Raw genomic sequence first — 24,575 nt, 5'->3', positions numbered from 1 at the left:
CGAGTACTCACCGAAAAGTGCGTTCTTGTAACACTGTAATCATCGCGCTTCCATGGATGCCGTTCACCGGAAACCACACGCGCACATGGAGCGAAATTCTATGAAGGTCATCGTTTTCGACCGATTCAAGCCCGGCGTCACCCTGGAGACGATCAACCCGTATCTGCCCGAGGAAGTCGCCAATGTGTGGCGACTGTGGAAGGCGGGCATCGTCCGGGAGAACTACGCCCGCGCCGACGAGCCAGGGGTGGTCATCGTGTTCGAGGTCGACAGCGTCGAGGAGGCCCGCAAGTATGTCGCGGACTTCCCGCTCACCAAGGCCGGGTACCTGGAGTGGACGTTCGTCCCGGTGCAGGCGCCCTTGCCGCTGGAGGCGTTGATGGACCCGGCCGTGGACCTCGCCGAACCCTACGACCGGACCGCGTGAGCATGCGGCACGCATTCGGCTTGCGCATCCCGCAGACCGTGCCGGACGCCTGCGATCCCACGCGGATGGCGCTGCTCATCTACGACATGCAGGTCGGCATCGTGCGGCAGATCCCCGGCGGCGAGGAGATCGTGCGCGCGTGCGTGCGGCTGCGTGACGCCGCGCGGGCGGGCGGCTTCCGGGTCTTCTACACGCGACACATGTCCTTGCCGGTCGCGGCGTCGGGCGTCGCCCAGTTGCGCACCGCCATGTCCTGGCAGCGGGTGGACGACCCGGCGGCCGTGCGCTCGAGCTTCCCGCAGGGTTCGCCGCAATTCCACCTGGTGCCCGAGCTGACGCCCGGTCCGGACGAGGTGGTGTTCGACAAGATCACCATGTCGGCCTTCGCGGCGACCCCGCTGGATTTCGCCCTGCGCGACTGCGGCATCGACACCTACGCCGTGGCGGGCATCGCGATGGAGGTGGGCATCGAGCCGACCGTCCGGCACAGCCTGGATCTGGGCTATCTGCCGATCATCGTCACCGACGCCTGTGGAGCCGGTCATCGTGCGGCTGCCGAAAGATCGCACGCCACCTTGGAGTTCGCCGGGGGATCGCTGATGACGGACACGGCGGAACTGAGCGAGTTGATGAGGCGGTACGCAGAATCCACACCTGCGCTACACCGGATCTTCGAAGACGGTGCCTAGGCTCGACCGCATGCGTAGATGGATGAACCGGGCGTTGCTCGGTGTGGGGTGGTGCGCAGTAACCGCGGGCGCCCTTGGGCTCGTGCTGCATTTCGGGGCGTGGCAGCGGCGCGGGCTGGTTCTGCTCGCGTCGGGGGCGTCGTACTTCATGATCGGGGCGTTCGTCGGCTTGGTGTTGCTGCTGATCGCGCGTGGGTGGCGCAGTGCGGCCGTGGCCGGTGTGCTTGCCGCGGCGGTGCTCTGGACGCTGGTGCCCGCGTTCGTGCCGGAGAGCCGGGCGGCGAGCGGTCCGGAGATGACCGTCATGCAGTCGAATATCTTGTTCGGCGGCGCGGATCCGGCCGCGGTGGTGCGCGCGGTGCGGCACAACCGGGTCGACGTGCTGACGGTCGACGAACTGACCGGCGCCGCGCTCGAACGCCTGGCGGGTGCGGGCCTGCTCGCCGAATTGCCGCATCACTACGCCGAACCCACCCGTGACGGCGGTGGCGGCACCGGCATCTTCAGCAGGTACCCGCTGCGGGACAGCAGGAAATACGACGGCTTCGTCCTGAACAATGTCTCCGCGACGCTGGATCACCCGGAACGAGGGCCGATCACCGTCTTCGCCTTCCATCCGGTCCCGCCGCCGTTCGACTTCCCCGCATGGCGGGCGGAGATGCGCAGGATTCGCGAAATCCTCGACGCGCATCCCGGTCCCGCCATCGTCGGTGCCGACTTCAACGCGACCCGCGATCACGCGGCCTACCGCGATCTCCTGCGCGGCCGCTTCGCCTCGGCCGCCGATCAGACCGGAGCGGGCCTGCTGCCCACGTTTCCCGAGGACCGCCGCTGGGGCCCGGTGATCGGCATCGACCACATCCTCGTGGCCGACGCCACCGCCGAACAGCTGCACACCCTTTCGGTCCCCGGTTCCGACCACCGAGCGCTGATCTGCCGCATCCGCCTGCGGTGATCCGGGTCCGCCCTGCCGACCGCGGTGACGCATTCGCCCTGAAGTGCCCCAGGTCGTCGAGCAGCGTCCACGTCCGCGCAGAGGTTGCGCCTTGCCGCCGCGGGACCGGTTCCTGAGCGCGAACGCGGTGATGCGCGAAGCGCGTTCGTGGCGATTACGATGTGAGCGCTCGGCGGGCCCGAGACGCGGTACCGGGGAGGCGGGTCGATGCGGAAGAACAAGCGATTCGGTGTGGTGGCCGCGCTGGCGGTGGTGACCGCGGTGCTCGCCGGTTGCGCCACCGGTGCGAACCATCGTGCGGCGCAGCAGGTCTCGCCCCCGGCGGACACCTGGGAGCTGGCCGGATCGATGACGGCCACCGGCCCGAACGGCCCGCGCCAGGGGGTGCCGGACGCACCGCTCACGGCGGAGAACGGCGACGGCGGCGCCATCGACAAGCTGGCGCTCAATGCCATCGCCGACGTGCAGGACTTCTGGGCCGCCGAGTATCCCGCGCACTTCCCCGGCACGTTCAGGCCGGTGGCGAGGTATATCTCGTGGGACGCCAAGGCGCCCAGAATGCAGTCGGTGAAGTTCTGCAAATCCGACACCTACCAGGTGGTCAACGCCGCCTACTGCGGCGGCGACCACACCATCGGCTGGGACCGCGGCGTCCTGTTGCCGAAACTGGTGCAGAAGTACGGCGAGATGGCCGTGGTGATGGTGCTCGCCCACGAGTACGGGCACGCCATCCAGGGGCAGGCTGAACTCGCCGGTCTGCTCACCCCGCCGCTCGTGCAGGAACAGCAGGCCGATTGCCTCGCCGGTGCCTTCCTGCGTCATGTGGCGGAGGGGGATTCGGCGCATTTCACGCTCAACACCACCGACGGGCTCAACGCGGTGCTCGGCGCGACGGTGGCCGTGCGCGACCGCGATCCGAACGACCCGGAGAACGTGCACGGGTCGGCGTTCGAGCGGGTGACCGCGGTGCAGATCGGCTACACCGACGGCGCCGACGGGTGCAAGAAGATCACCAGGAAGGAGATCGCCCAGCGTCGTGGCAATCTCCCCACCACCTTCGAGCCGGGCGAGGAGCAGGCGCAGCTGCCGGTGGATGCCGCCGCGTTGACCAGCCTGAGCAAGGCGCTGGCGCAGATCTTCCCGGTCACGCGGCCGCCGCAGTTCGATTACGCCGACGTCGGGCGCACCTGCTCGGACGTCACCCTCACCCGCCCGGTGTCCTATTGTCCGGGCGCGAACCGGATCGGCACCGACGTCCCCGCCCTGGCCCGCCGCGGCGGATCGATGGCGGGTGAGGACCCGCTGTCGGCGGTCGTGGACGGTGACTACAACGCGTTCGTCGTCTTCGTGTCGCGGTATGCGCTTGCGGTGCAACAGGATCGGAAGCTGTCCTTGACCGGCGCGGAAACGGCCGGGTTGCGCACCGCCTGCCTCAGCGGCGTGGTGACCACCAGGCTCAGCGAGCCGGGCAGCGACCCGCACCTGTCCGCGGGCGATCTGGACGAAGCGGTCTCCGGCCTGCTCGCCGACGGCGCGGCGGCCGCCGACGTGAACGGCCACGTCGTGCCGAGCGGCTACCAGCGGCTGGAGGCGTTCCGCACCGGCGTGCTGGACGGCGAGAGCGCCTGCCTGGCCAGGTTCCGGTAGGCGCCTACACCGGCAGCGACCGCAGCGAGCTGAGCGTGCCGGCCAGCGCGCGGGCCGCCTCGGCGCCCTTGGTGCGGAAGTGCTCGGTGAAGTACGTGACGTGCTCGCTGTGCTCGTGGAAGTGGTGCGGGGTGAGCACGACCGAGAACACCGGCACGTCCGTGTCCAGCTGGACCCGCATCAGTCCGTCGATCACCGCCGACGCCACGAAGTCGTGCCGGTAGATACCACCGTCCACCACCAGCGCCGACGCGACGATCGCCGCGTACCGGCCGGAGTGCGCCAAGCGCTTGGCGTGCAGCGGGATCTCGAAGGCGCCCGGCACCTCGTAGACGTCGATGCCGGCGGGATCGAAACCGAGGTCGGCGTATTCGGTGCGGAAGCCCTCGTACGCCTTCTCGACGATCGAGCTGTGCCAGCTGGCGCGGATGAACGCGATGGATCCGGTGCTACTCATGGATGAATACTACTTTTCGGTAAGGTGCGCTTCCAGCCAGCCGACGACATCGTCGAGCACCTTCTGCTGCTCCGGCTCGTTGAACACCTCGTGGTAGAGGCCCTCGTAGCGGATCACCGTGAGATCCTCCGACCCCGCGCCGCGCTCGATGAGATCGGAGCTCGACGGCGCGGCGATCGCGTCGGCGGTGCCGTGCAGCACCAGCACCGGCGCGGTGAGCCGTGCCAGCCGCTGCTTGACGGTATCCGTCGCGTTCAGCATCTCCGCGCCGGTGCGGGCGGGCAGCTTGCCCCGGTAGACCAGCGGATCGTTGTCGTAGGCGGTGACCACCGCCGGATCGCGGCTGATCTGCGACGAATCCAGCTTCAGCACACCCAGATTCGGGGTGAACCGGCTCAACACCGGTGCCAGCTTGCGCTGCACCGGATTGCCCACCGGGATGTCCAGCGGCGGGGCGGACAGCACGATGCCCGCCACGTCGATCGGCGCGCGGGTGGCCAGATACAAGGTGATCAGGCTGCCCATCGAGTGCGCGACGAGGAAGCGAGGCACGCCGGGCTGCTCCCGGCTCGCGATGTCGAGCATGACGTCGACGTTGTCGGCGGCGGCCGCCATGGATCCGATGTTGGCCTTGCCGCCCGCGGACTTCCCGTGCCCGATGTGGTCGAGCGCGTAGACCGCGAAACCGGCCGCGACCAGCCGCTGCCCGACGTGAGCGTAGCGGCCGGAGTGCTCGGCCACGCCGTGCACCAGGACGATCACGCCCCGCGCGGCGCCCTCCGGCAGCCACGCCCGCCAGGCGACTCCGCTGCCGATTCCGTCGAACTCACCGGATTCGGTGCGGATCGCGGGCGGCTCGGTGGGCGTGGCGTTGCCCGCCGTCGGCTCGGTCGTCATGCCTGGCGCTCCTGACGTCGATGGCGCGCCGACCGTCGCGAAATGCTCGATCAGTCGCCGATTGAACTCGATGAGTCGAGCGTAGTTGACCCGCGACAGTCGTTCGTCGGTTCCGTGGATCGAGGCCAGGTCGCGTTCGTCCAGCACGATCGGCGCGAAATTGCACCGGGTCCCCGCCAGGTCGTCGTAGTGCCTGGAGTCGGTCGCGCCGGGCACGATGCCGGTGGTCACCGCGATGCCGGGGACGACGGCGCGGGCGAGGCCCGCGATCAGGTCGAAGGCGGGACCGGGCCCGGTGATCCGCGACGGCTCCGACGACATGCCGATCAGCTCGAAGCGAATCCCTTTGTCCCGCACGACTTTGCGGCAGTGCGCCAGCACCGAGGCGACCGTGTCACCGGGCAGGATGCGGAAGTTCACCATGGCCTCGGCCCGCTGGGGCAGCACGTTCGCGCGCACGCCGCCGCGGATCACCGTCGGCGCCGTGGTGGTGCGCACCATTGCCTCGGTCTGCGGCTGGGCCGCCATCACCCGGGCGACCACCGGTGCGGCGACGCGCGCCAGGCCGAGCAGCCGCCGCCGCGGGGCAGGCATGACCTCGCGCACCCGGTCCAGCATGTCCGCGATTACCGGAGTCAGGCGCAGCGGCATCGGATGGTCCTGGATGCGGGCCACCGCCCGCGCGATCCGGCCCACCGCCGTCTGCTTGCCCGGCATGGACGAATGCCCGCCGACGTCGGTGACCGACAACCGGACCGTGGCGTAGCCCTTCTCACCGAGCATGATCGTCGCCACCGGCTGCCGCGCGCCGTCGACGACGCCCGCGGTGATCACCCCGCCCTCGTCCAGCAGCAGATCCGCCCGCACGCCCGCCTGCCGCAGATGGCTGGCCATGCGCTCGGCCCCGTCGCCGCCGAAGACCTCCTCGTCGTGCCCGAAGGCCAGGTAGACGGTGTGCCGGGGCCGCAATCCCGCGGCGAGCGCGGACTCCGTGGCCTCCAGGATGGCCAGCACGCGGCTCTTGTCATCGATCGCGCCGCGGCCCCAGATGAATTCGTCGTCGACCACGCCCGCGAACGGCGGATGGGTCCAGCGCTCGGCGTCGTCCACCGGCACCACGTCCTGATGGGCGAGCAGGATCGCGGCCACCCGCTCCGGCTCGACGCCGGGCCAGCGGTAGAGCCTGCTGTGCGCGAAGCGCCGCAACTCGAGCTCGGCGTGCACGCGCGGGAAGGACGCCCGCAGATGCGCGTCGAGGCGCTCGAACGCCGCGCTGTCGGCGTCGCGCGGGTCGTCGGTGGACACCGTCGCGCACCGGAGCGCGGCGGCGAGGCGTTCGGCGGTCGGGTCGTCGACCGGCTCCGTCATCGGTCACCGGTGCGGTCGGGCAGATTCATCGGCACCGTTGCATTGTTCAACATGCTCGGGTCGAGGGCGATCGTCTTCTCGTTTCGCCACTTCACGATGCCCTCGGTGAGCCCACCGACCAGCTCGGGACGACGTGTTCCGGTCAGCAGCGGCAGGTCGACGCGCGCGGAGGACACCGTCACCGGAGCGAAGGCGGGGGAGTGCGACCACACGTCGTCGACCACGTCGGTCACCCGCACGCCGATCCGGTGGCCGGCGGCGATCGGCCAGTCCTGCGCGAGCAGCCGGACCTCGGCGGTGTCGCTCACCGGGGCGATACCGCGGGTGATGACCGTCGCGCGCAGGTCAGGGGCAATGTCGTAGAGCTCGACCGCGACCGTCGCGTTCGCCGGGCCGCTCAGCCGCAGGGTGGCGGTGGGGATGCCGGACAGGTGCTGGTCCGCGGTCAGCGGCGCGGAGACCGACCACAGTTCCCGGTCGGGTCCGGGGACCAGCCCGCGGTCGGTGTAGCTGCCGGTCCGCAGCTCGACCGGGACCCGCCGCGCGTCGGCGGGCGGCCAGGCGGTCTCCGCGCGCCAGCGGCCGTCGAATTGGCCGACGGTGATTCGCGGTCCGGGCACCTCGACGGCACGGCCCGCGACGTGCTTGTCGAAGAACGCCAGCAACTCGGTGTCGAAGTGCGGTGTGCCGCATTTGTCGTGGCAGGTGCGGTGTCCCCACTGGCCGAACCAGGCCCGGTGCTCGCCGGGGCCGAGGCCGTTCCACAGATCGAACACGCGATAGGCGCGGGTGTTGTAGTCGACGAAACCCTGGCCGAGGAACACCGGGATAGTGCTGCCGCGCAGTCGCGCGACCAGGTCGCGGTCGCGCCAGAACGCGGTGCCGGGGTTGTGGTCGCCGATCTCGGCCAGGTATCCCTGAAAGCACTGCCACGGCATCTGCGTCGCGTTCGCCTGGTATTCGCCGGAGTCCTCCGGACGCGGTGGGGTGGACGCGATGAGCAAGTGCTCCAGCCCCGCGAAATCGGCGGGGCGCACGCCGCTCTCGGTGATCGGCTTGCCGGAGAACTTCCACGAGACGCCCTGCATGTACAGGTAGGAGTAGGGATCGACGACCGGCTCGAACGCGCCCACCGCGGCGAGCCCCTTCGGTGCGGCGGCCAGGCCCATCAGCCCGGTCCAGGCTTCGTACGAGGTGCCGAACAACCCGACCTTGCCGGTGGACCACGGCCGGCTCGCCGCCCATTCCACGGCCGCGGCGACGTCCGCGCGTTCGCCGGGGCCGCCGAAGTCCGGGCAGCCGCTCGACCCGCCGAATCCGCGCAGGTCGACGACGACGTAGGTGTAGCCCGCGTTCAGGAAGAGTTCGGCGGTGAGGTTGTCGGTGGACGGCCCTCCGGTCAGGCGCGGTTCGCTCAAGTACGCCAGGTGCGCGCGATACGGGCTGACGGTGAGGACCACGGGTGTGCGGGCGTCGTCCGGGACACCGTCCGGCCGCAGGATGTCCGCGTGCAGGCGGGTGCCGTCCGTGCTGTCGATGAACGCTTGCTTCCACTGGTAGGGCACCGGCAGCGGTTCGGCGGCGGCGGTCACCGGGGTGAACGCGGCCAGCAGCAACAGCAGGCCGCACAGGGCACGGGACAGGACGGCGCGGTCGGTCACCATAGGACTATCGAGTGTGCCCGCACGGCCGTCCAGCCCCCGGAATCGGGGTAGTCGTCCAGTAGCCCGAACGGGCGTTCGGAAACGACCGACCGTTCACCCGCCGCAGACGTCACGAAGCACGTGCTCGTAGCAGCGGGCCCCGGCGATCCGGGTGAATCGCGCAGTCCCGCGGCGACGTCGGTCGGACAGATGACGGTGCGAGGGACACGTGGCGAAAACAAGGCAGCAATTGCCTTTTCCGTTTCCGAGCCCCGTTTCCCACAGGTGAAGGAATGGTGTCCACGGGAACCGCTTGCGCTCTCCACAGTGCATTCCACTCTGGGCTCTACGGCGGCTTCTGCGGACTGTCGTGGGTAAGAAACGCCCCCGGATCCCCGACGCTGTCCGCGATCGCGAACGGACGCTTAGGTATCCGGTCGACGCCGGGTCCGCGACGGAGATGCCGCAGGTAGGCGTGTTTTCGACGGAGTACGACGCCGGACACGGCCTACGGCTGCGAACCGGAGCGAACCACGCGGCGACGCAACGATTTCCGTCTGGTGTTCCCGGCGGCGCGGCGTATGATCAGGCCAGTGCGAATACCCGGGGGAAGAATGAGCGAGCCGGAAACAGCGGACTGGGAACGGTTCGTGCAAGCACTGGCGCACTGTCTTGCGGAGCTGCCCTCCCGGGCGACCCTGATCATCGCCGCCCCGGGAAATCGCTATGTCCAATTTGTCCAATACGACATCAAATTGTCCGCCGAACTGGCCGGGAATCATTACCTGACCGATCCCATCCCGGAGACCGCCGCGCAGGCGTTGCGCGCACTGGGCTGGCACGAGCCCGCCGTGCGGCGCGACGCCGACAACTGGACCAGGACCCTGTTCTGGCCGATCGCGCCGAACAGCTTGCTCGAGTTCGCGCGCTCGGTGGCCGTCGGCTTGCGGGACGCTCTCGGGGTCGCGGCCCCAGTCGAGTTGCGGGCGATGGGCTGGACCGAGGCGTCCGGCGACCTGGATCTCACCGTGCTCGGTCCGATCGCGCGCCGTGGGTAGCCCGGTCGGGCCGCTGTCCGGCGGCAAGCCGCGACTACCTGGGCACTATTCTGAGAGACATGGCAGCAGGTAAGCCCACCAAGGAAGCGAAGGCCGCGGCGAAAGCGGCCCGCAAGCAGCAGTCGAGAGAACGTCGCAAGCAGTTGTGGCAGGCGTTCCAGATGCAGCGCAAGGAAGACAAGCTGCTGCTGCCGCTGATGATCGGCGCCTTGGTCGGCATCACCGCCGTCTTCGTCGTGATCGGCCTGATCTTCGGGCTGACCTGGTTCCTCGTCCCGCTCGGCGTGGTGCTGGGCGCGCTGGCTGCGTTCATCATCTTCGGCAGGCGGGTGCAGAAGAGCGTCTACCGCAAGGCCGAGGGCCAGGCGGGCGCCGCGGCCTGGGTGCTGGACAACCTCCAGGGCAAGTGGCGGGTGAGCAACGGCGTCGCCGCCACCACGCAGCTGGACGCGGTGCACCGCGTGATCGGCCTGCCCGGCGTGGTGCTGGTCGCCGAAGGCGCCCCGCAACGGGTCAAGTCGCTGCTCGCCCAGGAGAAGAAGCGCACGGCCCGGTTGATCGGCGACACTCCGATCTACGACGTGGTCATCGGCAACGACGAAGGTCAGATTCCGCTCAAGGACCTGCAGCGCTACCTCACCAAACTGCCGCGCAACATCGACACCAAACGCATGGACCTCATCGAAGGCCGGCTTGCCGCGCTCAGCGCGCGCAGCGGGCCCGCCCTGCCGAAGGGGCCGATGCCCGCAGGCGCCAAGATGCGCGGAGTGCAGCGGACCATCCGCCGCCGCTGACCGGAAAGAGCCTGTTCCGGGCAACCCGGGCCTTTCGACCGCTCCGGCGGACTACGGTCGACGCCGCGTCGCCGAATCACGGGTGACCAGCCAGACGACTCGGTCGTAGGCCAGCGCGTGATAGACGATCACCAGCACGGCGAGCGTCAGCCCCCAGTGCGGCAGCCCCGCCGACTGCAGCGCGAGCGCCCCGCCGCCGAGCACCGACAGTTCGATCACCAGGCGCGTGGAGCCGGACACGGCGACTCTCGCCCGCCCGTCACGGCTGGGGTCGCCGGGCACCGTGAAGGTTCCCCAGACGACTGCCGCGCCTACCGGCAGCGCCACCGCCAGGAGAAAATTCCACGGCTCTTCGAACGCCCGCCAGCCGAAGACGCCGAACGAGGCCACAGCGACGAGCTCGAGCAGGAAACGGGCGACGAGCATCACCGGATTCAACGACACCGGCGCAGCCTAACGGGGTGACGCGCGGCCGGCGGGTCCGATGCCGGGCGGCTCAGCGTGAATGCACCAGCGCGGTACCGGTGGCGCGGTCGTGCATTCCGCGGCCGTCGGCGTCGGTGAACAGCGCGGGCACCACGAACAGCAGCAACACCTGTCTGGCCAGCGCGCGGAGGAAGCCGACCGGCGCCGCGGCGTCGATGCGGACCGTCCGCAGCCGCAGGAAGTACTGACCCGGGGTGAAGCCGAACAGTGTGACCGCGCCCACGCCGATGACGAACCAGATCAGCAGTGTCAGGCTCGACGCCGACCCGCTGCGGGTGATCAGCGCCGCGATGCCCAGCGCGATCAGCCAGTCGACGAACAGGGCGGCGATGCGGCGGCCCATGCCGGCCAGCGCGCCCGCTCCGGTCTTCGGCAGGCCGAGTTGTGCACCGGGGAACTCGGAGGTTGCCGGGCCGCCGGAGTCGGCCGGGGGGCCGGAGAGCCAGGAGCCGGTGATGCGTGCCATGCATCCAGGATAGGCGCGGCCGAACCGGCGGCCGGGGCCGCATAAGCGCCAGTTCAGCGTCGGCGAGCGCCGCGGCGGGGGCAGGACTACCATGCATTTCGAGTCCGGGTGGTCAGCACCACGCTGCCTGACGCACGTGTAACACCGGCGAAACACAGCCTTGACTGCAGGGAAACACGGCATCCATAGCGTCTGGTCGCGACGAACCCATGCAAGCGACACTGGCTGGGAACCGATCCGTAAGGAGAACAAGTGACGTTCAGCACGGCCGACGAGGTCATCAAATACATCGCTGATGAGGACATCGAGTACGTCGACATCCGGTTCAGCGACCTGCCCGGTGTGCAGCAGCACTTCTCGATCCCCGGGAAGGCCTTCACCACCGACCTCGCCGAAGAAGGGCTAGCGTTCGACGGCTCCTCCGTCCGTGGGTTCCAGTCCATCGACGAGTCGGACATGCTGCTGCTGCCCGACTTCTCCACCGCGCGCGTCGACCCGTTCCGCGCCGCCAAGACGCTGAACCTCAACTTCTTCGTGCACGACCCGTTCACCCGGGAGGCCTACAGCCGCGACCCGCGTAACGTCGCGCGCAAGGCGGAGGAGTACCTGCGCTCCACCGGCATCGCCGACACCGCGTACTTCGGCCCCGAGGCGGAGTTCTACATCTTCGACTCGATCCGCTACGACTCGGCCATGAACGGCGCGTTCTACGAGATCGAGTCGGTCTCCGGCTCGTGGAACACCGGCGCGGAGTTCAACCCGGACGGCACCCGTAACCGCGGCTACAAGGTCCGCAACAAGGGCGGCTACTTCCCCGTCGCGCCCTACGACCACTACGTCGACCTGCGCGACAAGATCTCGACCAACCTGCAGAACTCCGGCTTCGAGCTGGAGCGCGGCCACCACGAGGTCGGCACCGCCGGTCAGGCCGAGATCAACTACAAGTTCAACACCCTGCTCGCCGCGGCCGACGACCTGCAGCTGTTCAAGTACATCGTCAAGAACACCGCGTGGCAGGAAGGCAAGACCGTCACCTTCATGCCGAAGCCGCTGTTCGGCGACAACGGCTCGGGCATGCACGTGCACCAGTCGCTGTGGAAGGACGGCAAGCCGCTGTTCCACGACGAGGCCGGCTACGGCGGCCTGTCCGACCTGGCGCGGCACTACATCGGCGGCATCCTGCACCACGCGCCGTCGCTGCTGGCGTTCACCAACCCGACGGTGAACTCCTACCACCGCCTGGTCCCCGGCTACGAGGCCCCGATCAACCTGGTGTACTCGCAGCGCAACCGTTCCGCGGCGGTCCGCATCCCGGTCACCGGCAACAACCCGAAGGCCAAGCGCCTCGAGTTCCGCGCGCCGGACTCCTCGGGCAACCCGTACCTGGCCTTCGCCGCCATGATGATGGCCGGCCTGGACGGCATCAAGAAGAAGATCGAGCCGCTGGCCCCGGTCGACAAGGACCTCTACGAGCTCCCGCCGGAGGAGGCCAAGAACATCCCGCAGGCCCCCACCAGCCTGGCGTCGGTCATCGACCGCCTCGAGCAGGACCACGACTACCTCACCGAAGGCAACGTCTTCACCGAGGACCTGATCGAGACCTGGATCACTCTCAAGCGCGAAGGTGAGATCGCCCCGGTGAACCTGCGGCCGCACCCGTACGAGTTCGAGCTGTACTTCGACGTGTAAGCCTTCCCGGGCTTCTGACCTGCGGCGGAGCATCTAACCAAGGTCCTGAGTCCGCGATAGGTTCCCGCGAGTCCATCCGTTCAGCGATCACTTCACCGATCGCTGAATGGGTGGACTCGTCTGCGCCCGGCCGCAGAATCGGCAAGGCGGGTTGCGGTGGAGCCCCCGTAGCGAGCGATGCAGTACTACCCGTCGCTCCAGGTGGGGACGCCGTAGACGTTGAGTTTGTCGATGCCGTGGTCGGCGGAATAACCCAGGCCGACCAGTGAGTAATGCCAGCTTGCACCACACGCCTGCGCTGCCTGCGAGAGGGCATCGACGGCGTGAGTGGTGCCATGGTGCCGACACGCGAGTTCGCGCACGAGTGCCGTCAGTTCGTCGTTCCGTTTCGAGGTCGCGTAGATCCCGAAGCCAGGAGCGCCGGTGCTGCGGGCACAGCAGACCATGAAGTCGTGTTCATGGAGTCTGGCGGCGTCGACGCCACAGCGCACGAGCTCCGACAGTATCTCCCATGCCGCATCGCCGAAGTAGCGGACGAGTTTCATCGGCACTCCGACATCGTCGTACCGGGCCCTGAGGTAGATCTTGTGGTTGACCTCGCCGTGTGCGTCTATTTCGATCGCCGCGCCCACCGGCTTGATGAGTTTCTCGTTGTCGGGTACGGACACCAATCCCGCGAAGCCGGGCCATGCATCGCAAAGCCGTTGCAACGCGCCCGGTACGAGCTTCAAATTGCCGTAGACCTTGAGGCGGGCCGCGTTGTTCGGTGCATCGGCATGATGAACCACCCCGATCCACGTCGCGAAGCGGTGTCGCTGCGGGACTGCCGTGGGATCGGGGTACAACGTAGTGACGAAGGACTGCAGCATGCCGGCGACGGACTCGTCGCCGTTCGGCAACCATGTGACCAGATCACGAATCGCGGCCAGCTGAGCAGAGACTCGAGAGGCGAACGTGGTTTCCTGCGTGGCGGTCTCGGTGGCGTATCGAATGGCGGACGTGAGTTCTCCGCGGCCACCGGACACACTGACTTCGAACGGCATACCGGTCGTGGTCAGCGTGCTGGCTCGGCGCCCATCCGGCCTGCGTTGGTCGAGTTGTCCTCCGCAGGCGCGATCTACCATCGCGTGAATCGGCGCCGGATCGCAGGGCAGCGCCAGCCGCTTGGCCAAGTCGACCAGGAATTCTCCAGCAACCGCGGCCATTCCCATCGTCAGCGTTCTCCCGTGACGAGCCGGTTCTCAGGTTCCGAGTCGGCATCCTCGCCCGCAAGAACAACATGTCTGTTTCTCACCGACGACGTCATTTCCTTCGTCTTCTCGGCCTTGGGAATGCTATTCGTGCTGAGCGGGGCGGGTCGTGCGGCGCGTACGAGTGGGAGGTGGGCGTTGACGTGCTCCAGCCGGTGCCGGGAGCGTAGTTCCGCGAGCCGATCGAGATCGGCTCCATATAGTTGCCTGGCCAGCAAGTCATCGAAGTCGTTGACGCCGTAAAGATAAGGGCGCCCCCCCAGTCTGCGACAGTGGTCCAGGAGGTTTCGGAAAACGTCGCGAATGGCGACCGCCGTGGCCGGGTCATGGCTGAACGAGGTGTATACGCCCAGTCCGATGGAGACGGGATCGGTACGGACCGGCGTGAAGGCGAACGGTATCGCATCGAGAGGGCGACGCACGATCAGGATGTACAACATCACGTGGACGCGGTTCAGCGGATCTCGATGCAGAAGTGTCTCGACGGCCGCGAGCATTCGTGCGAATCGCCCTGCGGGCACAAGGTAATCGGTCCAGAGTTGCGCGTGGTCGGGAGGCGGGGCGGTCCTCCCCACCACCTCACCATCCCCCGGGAGCGGCAGATTCGGCATCGTGACGCATTTGGCCGCACCGCATCTCGCCGGTTCCCCGGCGCGCCATCCGGTGATGGATGCGAGCCTGCCTCGGCGCAGCGAGGCGCGGTAGATGTCGACGTCCTCGCGCTGGGCGATCTGTTCGGTGTAGTCGGCGAGTTCGGCCAGTGCGGGATGGCGGGCGTGATGCACGTGGATGTAGCGCTGACGTGGCACCGTGCGCAACACCGCGCGTTCGATCAGCCCGGCCATACCGAGCCCGCCGAGCGCGAACCGAAACAGTTCCGGGTGGTCGGCACGCGAGCACCAGCGGCTGCTTCCGGTTCCATCGATCAGTTGGATCCGCTCCACATGATCGACCTGCATGCCGTACCGCACCGAGTCGACGCCGGCACCGCCGACGGAGAGGGTGCCGCCCACCGACATGTGCAGATAGTTGGGTAGCACCGGGGCGGTCCTGCCGCGGCGATTCAGGTATCGCTCCAAGCCGTGCCAGCTCATTCCGGCGGGCACCTCGATCATGCCTTCGCCGAGATCCCGCACCTGTCGGGCGGCGGCGTCCGGCGCGTAGGTGACGAGCAGTTCCCCATCGGTCACGGTCTGGCCGTCGCAGGAATGGCCCGCACCGCGCAGCGTCAATGGCCGACCGGAGCCGAGCAACGCCGAGGGGAACGCGGAGGGCATTCGATGCACGGCTGTCGGGACGGCGCGCCGCAGACCGCCGAAGTCGGTGGCGAAATCGTCGATGGGGACCTCGCGGGAACTCATGGTCTCGCCTTCGGGAAACCGCTCTGGCACCCGAGTATGACCCCTTCCCGGCAGGGGGAACAACTCGCCGTGGTGGCCACCGTACAAATAGGGTCGAGAAGTCGTATGCGTTTGGGCATGCGGCGCGCGAAGGACCGGGCACCCGTCGACGGCAATGCGGCGAAGCGAACGAGAAGGCGCTTGAACGGTTGCCGCGCAGTGGGCAGTCCGCCGACGGATGAGAGGATCCATGAGAGACATCCACCCTGATGTACGCGCCGCATTGGGCATGACGAGGGAGTTGCGACACCGCATCGCCGAGGTGCGTGAACGAGCCGATGAGATCGTCGCGCGCCGCCCGTCTCCGAGCGGTCTGGTGATTCCTGAAGTCGATGTCATGGGACGGCTTCGAGACCTGTATCTGGCACCCGGCACCTGCGCTCGGTTCGGCAACTCGGAACTGGCCGCCGACATCATGGCCGCCATCACCGAGAGCACCGAGGACGCGCGGCGGCAGTACGCCATCGCCATGAACGACACCGACAAGCTGCCTCGGCCGATAGCGGAGGTCATGCGGGAATGGGGAGCCGGGAGCGGGCCGGACCAGCCGGTTCCCAACTTTGGGAAGGCGGAACAATCGACCTGAGACAGATGGCGGGAGGGATAGACCTAGCATGCCAAAGGGCCTGGATGTCGAGCCGGATCAACTGCGCAGAATCGCCCAGCAGCACGATGCGACCGCTAGGAACATCCGGAAGTGGGGCGAAATCCCGCGTGACTGGCTTGCCGAGTTCCCTTCGAAATACGGCACGATTGCCGACCCGGTGCGAGGCGCTCTGGAGGACTATTACCAGAGGCGCCACGATAATGCGGAACGTCTCGCCGCCCACCATGAACGGACGCGAGACGACCTGATCGCGGCCGCGAAAGCGCTCGAAGACGGCGATCAGTCCGGCAAACAGACCGTCGGTCGAGCGGGCGGGGGTTTCGACGGCATCGCTCCCTCGGACAGTCCAGCTCCCGGCGCGTCAACGGATCCGGTGCGAAAAACGGATCCTGTTCCGAACCCGCCCATTACGCAGAGCGCTCAGCCGGAGCGGCCTCCCGCCACCACTCCCGACGCCCAAGGCCTGCCCCAGCAGACCGGCCGCTTCGATGGAGTACCTCCGCAGCCCACTGCATCGGCACCGCAGAGCTACGACGCCGTGCCTTCCGGCTTCATGCCTCCCGATCTCGCTGTGCCCACGGGGACGACGCCGCTCTCGGTGGATATAACGGGCAATGGCGCGGACATCTCCCATAGTCCGGCCGATGACACCAGCAGTGCCGTAAGCGTCGGTGAATACACCGGGAGTGCGGCAGGCAGGAGCATCGACGCTGATGGTGCCGCGAGCTGGGGCGGAGGCGGGATGCCTGCGCCGATGGTGCCAGGCGCGTTCCCCGCCGCGGCCGCTGCCGCGGGCACGGTTCCCAGAATGCCGCCACCCCTGGCGCCGGGCCCGCTCGCGGCAGCAGCCCATGTGGCCGAGGCCAGACGGTCGCTGCCGTCGTTCGTGGTAGGTGAGCAGGTTGGTGACGACTTGCTGCTCGCGCGCACCCTTCTTGCCGCAACCCTGGCCGCTGTGGCCGATTCGGCGCGCGGTGTGGAATGGGCAGTGGCAGTGGGGCGGACTCCCGTCGGTCCCGTGGTCATGCTGACCTCCACCGAAGGTCGCGGCTGGCTGCCTCCCGGACTGTTCCTGCCGTCGGAGGTCGCCCTGCCGTGGAATTGGGATGCCGTGCTGGACACCGAGGTCCGAAGGACCATCGCGGCATTGGAAGGTACGACCGATCCGGCCCGGATACTCGCCGAGTTCGGTGTGATGATGCGCCGCAGGGGTGTCCGGCTCCGTGCCCTCGTGTCGTCCGCGCCGATCTCCGATGAGCTGCGCGCCTCCCTCGGGGATGATGTCGCTGTTGAGGGCTGGGTGACGGCCGCGCAATCCGCGGTCGACCTCACCTCGCCCGGTGTCGGCCTGATCGACCGGCTCACGCTCGGCGGCTCCGGCGAATCGCTGCGAGAGGCGACGACGGTGTCCGACGCGCAGATTCGAGCCACGTGCATCGAACTGGCGAAAGCCGCGGATGCGCAGGTCCGTGCCGCCGTTTCCGGCATCGGTGCGGAGGTGTCCGCGCACCGTGCCGGACGCCGGCAGATTCTCGATGCGCTGCAGGCAGGCTTCCCCATCCCCGCGAGCTGGTGGGAACAGCTTCGCGCCGCCCATGACAGGGCGGCGGCGGTGCTTCAAGCGCGGAGGATGGACGTGTCCCATGTTCCTCTCGGCGGCATCTTCGTAGATGCCTTCGGCACCGACGATGTGCGCGAGATGGTCTTCGAGCGTCGTGCCGACGAATTGCTGCTATTGCTCGCCGCGGGTGAACCCGACCGGCAGACTCTGCGCGATGCTCTCTACAGCTATGACCAGATAGTCGAGCACCCATCGTTCCCGGCGGCAGCAAGGGCGACGGCGATTCCGGACGTCGAGATCGCCCGCAGCGTCGAGCCTCCTGTTGACGGCGTCGGTTTCGTCAGCGTTGATTCCGCCCGCCTCGGCGGGGCTCCGCCTTTACTCGGTGAGCTGCTGACAGGTCCAGCGGAGTCCGAGGGCTCCATCGAGCAGAGGAGAAGCTGATGGGCGACAAAGAGGTCCAGGACGCCGTCGACCTTGTCAACAAAGAGAACTATGTCGGATATTACGACGGCAATACTAACTTCGCGAACGATGAAGACAAAAAAGTGCTCGAGGCGCTGGCGGGATTGAATGCCTCCGATTTCGAGAAGGCCTTCAACAAACTCGATGACGATGTAAGAAGAAATATCGGCGAAGATGCCGACGAGGGTCTCAGGAACGATCCCAAGTACAAAGACATCATCTACGCGCTCAACTCCGGCGATCCGTCGGACTACGTCAAGACCAAGCAGACGGCCGAGCAGACGGCGGAGACGCCGGTCTTCGGGAACGATTGGAAACTGGGCGATCTGCCCGACGAGGACGGCGGTAAACATGCGGAGCCGGTCAAGCTGCCGATACCCAAAGGGGCCAGTGCGCAATTGATCGCGCTGATCAAGGACACCGAGTTCACCATGCAGTGGGGATTCGACACACTCGGCATCCGTAACCCGGACGATGCTCCGGATTTCACCAATGTGCTCGACGATGAGCATATCACCACGGCGGACGGCTGGTCGGAGATCAAGAAACAGCACGGAGAACTCGGCGAGCGACTGGATAAGCGGAAGACCGATTACAAGGATAAGCACAAGGACGTCAAATTCGACACCTTCGATACCAAGGTGATCAACGACGACACCTTCAAAGAGCTCGTGCAAATCAAGAACGATCTCGTGGCAGACCTGAAGTACGAGCCTACAAAGACCACGCATACCGGTAACCAAATCACGGAAAGCTCCGGAGGCCCTGCCCACTACGAGCACCAGGTCCCGGTTTACGAGAAGAACACCGTTAAGGACACTGAGGGCTACGGCAAGTTTTATCTGACGGCGGAAGCTGAGCAGAGATACTATGTGAGAGCCATCGACCTGGCGGCCGAGGATTGGGACAAGAAATACGCGGAAGCGACGAAGGAATTCCAGAAGAAAGCCCAGGACATCGACCACGAGAACAACAACAACAACAATAATAATAATAATAATAACGCGAACAATAACAACGCCAACAACAACAATAACGCGAATAACAACGCCAACAACAACACGGGCAACAACTATGTGCCACCGGGCACGGGCACCTCGCCCCAGCAGCCCGGCGCGACGAACGAGGACTGGAGTTCCACATTCGAGGATCTGCCCAATCTGTCGGGCGAGACGACGGATCCTGCGACCGGGGCGGATACCCAGACGATCTCGGATAACGGAAGTACCGGTACGTCGCCCTCCGGTACCTACCCGGTCGCCGGCGGTTCGTCGCCGCAAACCAGTGGCGTCGGAAGCACTCCCGGCGTCACCACCCAACCCGCCGCTGCTACCGCTGCCCCTGCCGGCGACAATGGTATGGCGAATGCGATGCAGCAGGCGATGATGATGAGCGCCCTGGGCGGAATGATGAATCAGGGCAACCGCCAGCCCGACGACCGCGCCTACGAGCAGCGTGAGCGGGATCGGCAGGAGGAGCGGGACCGGCGACGCGAACGCGAGCGGGATCGCAACGCCCAACCGGCCACCGCGAATCAAGCAGCGCAGCAGTCGGCTCCTCCTGGCGTGACGGCTCCGACGTACGCCGGCGCTCCGCCTGCGGTGACGACACCGGGCGCGATGGTGGATTACAAGATCGGCAATTCGACCGTGCAGGTATCCCAGCCCGTGGCGGAAGCTTTGCAGCGGCAGACGCAGAACACAGCGACCGATGCGGCAGCCGCGTACGCCGGTACGGCGGGCGAGTCCACGGCGGAACACCCCTGGGCGACAGTCAACGATATCGCCCAGCTGAAGACGGGCGATGTCGTGCAGTGGGAGAAGCACAGCGCGCTGATCGTCAAGAACGAAACCGGTCTCAACATCTTGGACAACGGTCAGCTCATCCCGCTGGACCCGAATAACCCGCCGCTGACCGAAAAGTACGGCAGTTTCACCGGCTACGCGCACCCCACGGGTCTGGATGTCGGCTCCGGTACCGCCGACCCCGGCGCTACGGCACCACCCCCGCCTACGGTCAGCACGGCACAACCTGCCGGTCCGCCACCCGTCGGCCCGCCACCGCAGGTCTGAGCAGCCGGTAGCGGGAACCTCGTGGCGACGAACTCCTTCCTTGCCACCGGCGCTACGTGACCTCGCCATACCTGTGCGTCTCGCCGACTCACAGGTCACGGCGTTCAGAAGCGTGCGTCGGTTCTGGCCGGCGCGCCGAACCGAGCGTCGAACTCGCGGGCCGGTACCCGCGACCGAAACAGGTGCCGACTACGCGCGTGCCTTTTCCCCGCGCAGCGACGCGGCGATCTGGTTCGGCATCGGCTCGTGGCGCGCGTAGCTGCGGGTGAAATCGGCGGTGCCGTGCGAGATCGAACGCAGGTCGATGGCGTAGCGGCTGAGTTCGAGTTCGGGGACTTCGGCGTGGATCCGGGTGCGGCCTGCGCCGTGCGGCTCGGTGCCGAGGACGCGACCGCGGCGGCTGGACAGGTCACTGAGTACCGGTCCGACATAGTCGTCGGAGACCAGCACCCAGACTTCGGCGAGCGGCTCGAGCACCCTGATCCCCGCGGCCGCGGCGGCCTCGCGCAAGGCGAGCGCGCCCGCGGTCTGGAACGCGGCATCGGAGGAGTCCACGGAGTGGGCTTTGCCGTCGAACAGTGTGACGCGCACGTCCACCAGGGGATATCCGGCAGTCAATCCGCGCGACGCCTGCGCTCGGACGCCCTTCTCCACCGAGGGGATGAACTGGCGAGGAACGACGCCGCCGACCACTTTGTCCACGAACTCGATCCCCGACCCCTCCGGCAGCGGTTCGACCTCGATCTCGCACACCGCGTACTGCCCGTGCCCGCCGGACTGTTTGACGTGCCTGCCGCGCCCGTTCGCCTTGCCTGCGAACGTCTCCCGCAACGCCACCTCGTGATCGGTCACGTCCACCTGCACGCCGAACCGGGTCCGCAGCCGTTCCAAGGCGACGTCGCGATGCGCTTCACCGAGGCACCAGAGCACCAGCTGATGGGTCTGAGCGTTGTGCTCGAGGCGCAGCGCCGGATCTTCGGCGGCCAAGCGGGCGAGGCTTTGGGAAAGTTTGTCCTCGTCGGCTTTGCTGTGCGCGCGGATGGCGACGGGCAGCAAGGGATCGGGCATCGGCCACGGTTCGATCCGCAAAGGACTGCTGGTGGACGACAACGTGTCGCCGGTTTCGGCGTGACCGAGCTTGGTGACGTAGGCGATGTCGCCCGCGATCGCCTGCCGGAGAGGACGTTGCTGTTTGCCGAAGGGAGCGGAGATCGCACCGATGCGTTCGTCCAGCTCGTGGCTCTCGTGGCCGCGATCCTCGAGGCCGTGCCCGCTGATGTGCACCGTGTCGTCGGCGTGCAAGGTGCCGGAGAAGACGCGGACCATGCAGACCCGCCCGACATACGGGTCGGACGCGGTACGGATGACCTCCGCGGCCAGCTCGCCGTCCGGATCGCAGCGCAACGGATGCGGTCCGGCGCCGTTGCTGGCGGTGATGGGATGCTCCGCGGGCGTCGGGAAACCACCGGTGATCAGGTCGAGCAACTCCACGGTGCCCAGACCCTGCTTGGCGCCTTCGGGCGCGGGCGCGGCGAACAGCACCGGGTGGAAGCTGCCCCGCGCGACCGCGCGCTCCAGATCGGCGACGAGCGTCGCCAGGCTGATCTCCGCGCCCTCGAGGTAGCGCTCCATGAGGCTCTCGTCTTCGCTCTCGGCGATGATGCCCTCGATGAGGCGGTTGCGCGCTTCCTCCAGCTCCGGCACTTGATCGGGTGACGGGTCGCCTCGGACCTCCTCGCCGGAGGAGTAGTCGCCCACGCAGTGCGGCAGCAGCTCCACCATGCCGGTGACCGGCCGGTGACCGTCCGGATTCTTCGGGCCGTACACGGGCAGATGCAGCGGCAGGATGTTCTCCGAGGATCCGCCGCCCAGCACGGTCCGGCAGGTCTCGGTCATCACGTCGAACTCGTCGCGGGCCGTGTCCAGATGGGTGATCACGATCGCGCGCGGCATCCCGACCGCGGCGCACTCCTCCCACAGCGCCCTGGTCGCCCCAGCGACCCCGTCCGCGCCCTCGGCCGCCGAGATGACGAACAGCGCCGCGTCGGCCGCCCGCAGCCCCGCCCGCAACTCGCCGACGAAGTCGGCGTATCCCGGCGTGTCGACCAGGTTGACCTTCATTCCGCCCCACGCCACCGGCACCACCGACAGCTGCACCGACCGGTGCTGGCGGTGCTCGATCTCGTCGTAATCCGACAGCGACGTGCCGTCCTCGACGCGCCCCGCACGGTTGACCGCTCGCGCGGTGAGCGCCATGGCGTCGACGAGCGTGGTCTTGCCCGACCCGCTGTGCCCGACCAGGACCACGTTGCGGATCTGCTCCGGCCGGTCCGCTGTCATCACGCCGCCGTCGCCCGCGGCAGCTCCGTTGGTCTTGTCCACCATGTGTCTCGCTCCTTTGCCGACACCTGCCGTACCTCAACCTTCCCACCGGGCGTGGCGTTCCGCCGACGAATCGGCAGATCAGCGTGGGCGGTGACGGGCAGGCGGGGAGGACTCGCCGGTCGCGAGGATCGTCTGGCAGGCCCAGCCGGGGCGAGGCGCCAGGAGCCCTCGCGCGCGACGAAGGGGACGATGGTCGGCACGCGGCGTTCCGGGCTGCCGAGCACGGTGGTCGCGAGCGGCTGACCGGGGCCGACCTCGGTCGCATCGACGACCGTCGTGGTGACCGGCGCGTAGACCCGGGATATCCGCGTGATCAACTCCGGATCCTTGTCGTCGCCGGCGATCCGCAGTGGCTTCTCCGCCACCGGGACCGCCGGGTCGAGCGTGCGCCGCAGGCGGTCCTCGAGATCGGCGACCGCAGGGCTCGGCGGGCTCGGCTGGGCGTTCACCGCAGCCCCGGGCGCCGTGCCCGGGTACAGCCCGCGGAAGCGCAGGTCTCCGGTTTCAGCAGATCGCCGCGACCGAGCATGCGGGCGTAGTCGGCGAGGTCGGAGACCGTGGACACCATCGTGCCCGCCGCGCCGAAGAGCGCCGGGGCGGCGCGTGGTGAGGTCGGTCGGGGCTTCATCGAAGTTATCGTCCACCCATCGAGCCATCCCCTCATTTCGATACTTCGGTCAGTGTGCCAGCGCCGTGAGCGGCCGGGGTCCTGCTGAGACGCCCTCGCACATCTCGCGAGACGTGCGAGGAACGTATCGTTCTGGAACGTTCGGGACTCAGGACAGCTGGCGGATGTCCCCGCGCACGCGGTAGAAACCGCCGCGCGCCGACTCCGCGATGCCGTCGACCACGTACCGGGCCCCGGCTCGGCGAATGTCTTTGGGGAACTGGACGTTCCAGCCTTGGTGATATCCGGGCGAGACGACTCGCACGCGCAGGGAACTTCCCTGGTGCACGCATTCCACGATGACGCCGGCACCCGCGTCGGAGGTGATCTCGACGGTGTTGCTCGGCACCACCGCGGAGATCTCGGGAGCCTTCACCGACACCGTCTCCGGCAGCACGCCCTGCTCCGCATCGCGGATGGCCGCTTCGCCGACGTCGAGACAGGCCAGCGTGCCGGTGGTGGTGACCAGGTACAGCTTCTCGTCGTGGTACTGCATGGAATAGGCCGAGCCGCAGCCGGTGGCCAACTTCCACACGCGGTTGCCGTCGGCGTCGAAGCAGTACACCGAGGAGTAGTTGTCGCCCGCGAAGACATAGCGGCCGTCGGGCGAGGTGGCGCAGGAGAAGACCGCGGCATCGCACTGGTAGGTGCGTTCGGCGCGGCCCCTCTTGGCCACCATGCGGACCTGGTTGCGGGCGGTGCCCGCGTAGACGGCGCCGGATTCCTGCCAGCCGAACAGGACGTCGCCGCCGGTGCCCGCATGCCACAGAGGGTTTCCGCTGTCCAGGTCGTATTTCGTGACGCCGGCGGAATGCCCGTGGTAGACACCGTCGGTGTCGATGCGCACCATCCAGCCCGAGTCGCCGGTGCTGCGCCGGGTCCACAGCGACTCCTCCTCGTAGTCGATCACGGTGATGCCGCCCTGGCGATCGGAGACGCCGAGGATGCCGTCGTGGATGTCGAGCCAGTAGATGTCGACATCGGCCGCGATGTCGTAGGCCGCCCGCGGCACCTTGCCGGACAGGTCGTAGACGCGCCCGTCGTCACAACCGGCGTAGATCCAGAAATCGTCGGCCACAATGCATTTGACCGAGTCCGGCAAGCGGTACCGGCCGGTGACCACCCCGTCCGGGGTGAGGGTGAACACGTCGCCGCTCTCGTTGCCCACCCAGCAGCGGCGCTCGTCGACGAAGATGCCGAAAGCGGCGGCGCCGGAGTCGAAACTCCACAGCACGGGCGCGGCCTTCGCGGTGGAGCGGCCGCTGCTGATCGCCCGCCGGGTGACCGGGCGCCGGTCCCGCGCTCCCATCACGGCGGGCGCATAGCCCTTCCGCACCTTCTCGCCGACCTTCTTCGCCGCGGCCGCCTGCGCCTTCTCTTCGGAGGCGAACGAACTCACCTTCGTCTGCCCTTGCTCCCCGATGCGTCCGAAACGGACACTCACCTGTGTGCCCGCCACGATCACCTCGTAGAACTTGTGCGCGGTACCACTGTCCTCGGACAGTTCGAGATAGGTGGTTCCCCCGATTGTCATAGCGCCTCGCCTGGTTTCGTCAGATCAGAACGAGACGAAAGTTAGCAACAGCCACCGA

General features: G+C 67.6%; 21 protein-coding genes. 10 read left to right on the top strand and 11 right to left on the bottom strand.

Features of this window, described 5'->3' with window-relative positions; genetic code table 11:
• The first annotated feature begins 100 nt into the window (after window positions 1–100).
• From ACWEKR_RS15570 to ACWEKR_RS15555, 4 genes are all read left to right on the top strand, one after another.
• Complete coding sequence (locus tag ACWEKR_RS15570; RefSeq protein WP_452355026.1) at window positions 101–427, top strand: hypothetical protein; 327 nt, start codon at window positions 101–103, stop codon at window positions 425–427.
• 2 nt (window positions 428–429) lie between these two features.
• Window positions 430–1,116, top strand: coding sequence for a cysteine hydrolase (locus ACWEKR_RS15565; RefSeq protein ID WP_452355135.1), 687 nt, complete (start codon window positions 430–432; stop codon window positions 1,114–1,116).
• Window positions 1,117–1,126: 10 nt separating this feature from the next.
• The gene (locus tag ACWEKR_RS15560; protein ID WP_452355025.1) at window positions 1,127–2,071 is read left to right on the top strand and encodes an endonuclease/exonuclease/phosphatase family protein; all 945 of its coding nucleotides are present in this window, start codon (window positions 1,127–1,129) and stop codon (window positions 2,069–2,071) included.
• A 207-nt stretch (window positions 2,072–2,278) separates the two neighbouring features.
• Window positions 2,279–3,718: a metallopeptidase gene (locus ACWEKR_RS15555; protein WP_452355024.1), complete on the top strand. Its 1,440-nt coding sequence runs from the start codon at window positions 2,279–2,281 to the stop codon at window positions 3,716–3,718.
• 4 nt (window positions 3,719–3,722) lie between these two features.
• On the opposite strand, the gene ACWEKR_RS15550 is transcribed toward ACWEKR_RS15555, so the two are convergent.
• From ACWEKR_RS15550 to ACWEKR_RS15540, 3 genes are read right to left on the bottom strand one after another with little or no spacing between them, the layout of a single operon-like run.
• The gene (locus ACWEKR_RS15550) at window positions 3,723–4,175 is read right to left on the bottom strand and encodes a 6,7-dimethyl-8-ribityllumazine synthase (RefSeq protein ID WP_452355023.1); all 453 of its coding nucleotides are present in this window, start codon (window positions 4,173–4,175) and stop codon (window positions 3,723–3,725) included.
• Window positions 4,176–4,184: 9 nt separating this feature from the next.
• Window positions 4,185–6,440 (bottom strand): M20/M25/M40 family metallo-hydrolase, encoded by a 2,256-nt coding sequence (locus ACWEKR_RS15545; protein WP_452355022.1) that lies wholly within the window; start codon window positions 6,438–6,440, stop codon window positions 4,185–4,187.
• Window positions 6,437–8,104: a CocE/NonD family hydrolase gene (locus ACWEKR_RS15540; RefSeq protein ID WP_452355021.1), complete on the bottom strand. Its 1,668-nt coding sequence runs from the start codon at window positions 8,102–8,104 to the stop codon at window positions 6,437–6,439. Before ACWEKR_RS15540 ends, ACWEKR_RS15545 begins: the two co-directional genes overlap by 4 nt.
• Before the next feature lie 593 nt (window positions 8,105–8,697).
• Between ACWEKR_RS15540 and ACWEKR_RS15535 the strand changes: the two genes are divergently transcribed.
• Window positions 8,698–9,141 carry a TY-Chap domain-containing protein gene (locus ACWEKR_RS15535; RefSeq protein ID WP_159840275.1) on the top strand — a complete coding sequence of 148 codons (444 nt, stop codon included), beginning with the start codon at window positions 8,698–8,700 and terminating at the stop codon, window positions 9,139–9,141.
• A gap of 59 nt (window positions 9,142–9,200) precedes the next feature.
• Window positions 9,201–9,935 carry a DUF4191 domain-containing protein gene (locus ACWEKR_RS15530; protein WP_195090244.1) on the top strand — a complete coding sequence of 245 codons (735 nt, stop codon included), beginning with the start codon at window positions 9,201–9,203 and terminating at the stop codon, window positions 9,933–9,935.
• Between the two features lie 51 nt (window positions 9,936–9,986).
• Here the strand turns inward: ACWEKR_RS15530 and ACWEKR_RS15525 are convergent, their stop codons facing one another.
• Together ACWEKR_RS15525 and ACWEKR_RS15520 are read right to left on the bottom strand one after the other, a co-directional pair.
• Complete coding sequence (locus ACWEKR_RS15525; protein ID WP_452355020.1) at window positions 9,987–10,379, bottom strand: YrdB family protein; 393 nt, start codon at window positions 10,377–10,379, stop codon at window positions 9,987–9,989.
• A 52-nt stretch (window positions 10,380–10,431) separates the two neighbouring features.
• Window positions 10,432–10,887, bottom strand: a complete 456-nt coding sequence (locus ACWEKR_RS15520; protein ID WP_452355019.1) for an RDD family protein — start codon at window positions 10,885–10,887, stop codon at window positions 10,432–10,434.
• Window positions 10,888–11,139: 252 nt separating this feature from the next.
• On the opposite strand from ACWEKR_RS15520, the gene glnA reads away from it, so the two are divergent.
• Window positions 11,140–12,576, top strand: coding sequence for a type I glutamate--ammonia ligase (gene glnA, locus ACWEKR_RS15515; RefSeq protein WP_067800793.1), 1,437 nt, complete (start codon window positions 11,140–11,142; stop codon window positions 12,574–12,576).
• Between the two features lie 185 nt (window positions 12,577–12,761).
• Here the strand turns inward: glnA and ACWEKR_RS15510 are convergent, their stop codons facing one another.
• On the bottom strand, window positions 12,762–13,787 hold the full coding sequence (locus ACWEKR_RS15510) for a hypothetical protein (RefSeq protein WP_452355018.1): 1,026 nt from the start codon (window positions 13,785–13,787) through the stop codon (window positions 12,762–12,764).
• A 2-nt stretch (window positions 13,788–13,789) separates the two neighbouring features.
• Complete coding sequence (locus ACWEKR_RS15505) at window positions 13,790–15,187, bottom strand: FAD-binding protein (protein ID WP_452355017.1); 1,398 nt, start codon at window positions 15,185–15,187, stop codon at window positions 13,790–13,792.
• A gap of 229 nt (window positions 15,188–15,416) precedes the next feature.
• Here ACWEKR_RS15505 and ACWEKR_RS15500 point away from each other — a divergent pair, with 229 nt between their 5' ends.
• The 3 genes from ACWEKR_RS15500 to ACWEKR_RS15490 are packed head-to-tail and all read left to right on the top strand — an operon-like array spanning window position 15,417 to window position 19,931.
• On the top strand, window positions 15,417–15,812 hold the full coding sequence (locus ACWEKR_RS15500; RefSeq protein WP_452355016.1) for a hypothetical protein: 396 nt from the start codon (window positions 15,417–15,419) through the stop codon (window positions 15,810–15,812).
• A complete protein-coding gene (locus tag ACWEKR_RS15495) occupies window positions 15,787–17,838 on the top strand; it encodes a type VII secretion target (RefSeq protein WP_452355015.1) in 2,052 nt (683 codons plus the stop codon). Before ACWEKR_RS15500 ends, ACWEKR_RS15495 begins: the two co-directional genes overlap by 26 nt.
• The gene (locus ACWEKR_RS15490) at window positions 17,838–19,931 is read left to right on the top strand and encodes a hypothetical protein (RefSeq protein ID WP_452355014.1); all 2,094 of its coding nucleotides are present in this window, start codon (window positions 17,838–17,840) and stop codon (window positions 19,929–19,931) included. Before ACWEKR_RS15495 ends, ACWEKR_RS15490 begins: the two co-directional genes overlap by 1 nt.
• 189 nt (window positions 19,932–20,120) lie before the next feature.
• Here ACWEKR_RS15490 and ACWEKR_RS15485 read toward each other — a convergent pair whose 3' ends face one another.
• The 4 genes from ACWEKR_RS15485 to ACWEKR_RS15470 form a co-directional block, all read right to left on the bottom strand.
• A complete protein-coding gene (locus ACWEKR_RS15485) occupies window positions 20,121–22,316 on the bottom strand; it encodes an elongation factor G-like protein EF-G2 (RefSeq protein WP_452355013.1) in 2,196 nt (731 codons plus the stop codon).
• Window positions 22,271–22,765 (bottom strand): hypothetical protein, encoded by a 495-nt coding sequence (locus ACWEKR_RS15480; RefSeq protein WP_452355012.1) that lies wholly within the window; start codon window positions 22,763–22,765, stop codon window positions 22,271–22,273. Before ACWEKR_RS15480 ends, ACWEKR_RS15485 begins: the two co-directional genes overlap by 46 nt.
• The gene (locus tag ACWEKR_RS15475; protein ID WP_452355011.1) at window positions 22,762–22,944 is read right to left on the bottom strand and encodes a hypothetical protein; all 183 of its coding nucleotides are present in this window, start codon (window positions 22,942–22,944) and stop codon (window positions 22,762–22,764) included. Before ACWEKR_RS15475 ends, ACWEKR_RS15480 begins: the two co-directional genes overlap by 4 nt.
• A 148-nt stretch (window positions 22,945–23,092) precedes the next feature.
• A complete protein-coding gene (locus ACWEKR_RS15470; protein WP_452355010.1) occupies window positions 23,093–24,517 on the bottom strand; it encodes a WGR domain-containing protein in 1,425 nt (474 codons plus the stop codon).
• Window positions 24,518–24,575: the final 58 nt, after the last annotated feature.

It is taken from the genome of Nocardia sp. NPDC004573 (assembly GCF_053602135.1).
This window is presented reverse-complemented; position numbering and strand designations above follow the sequence as displayed.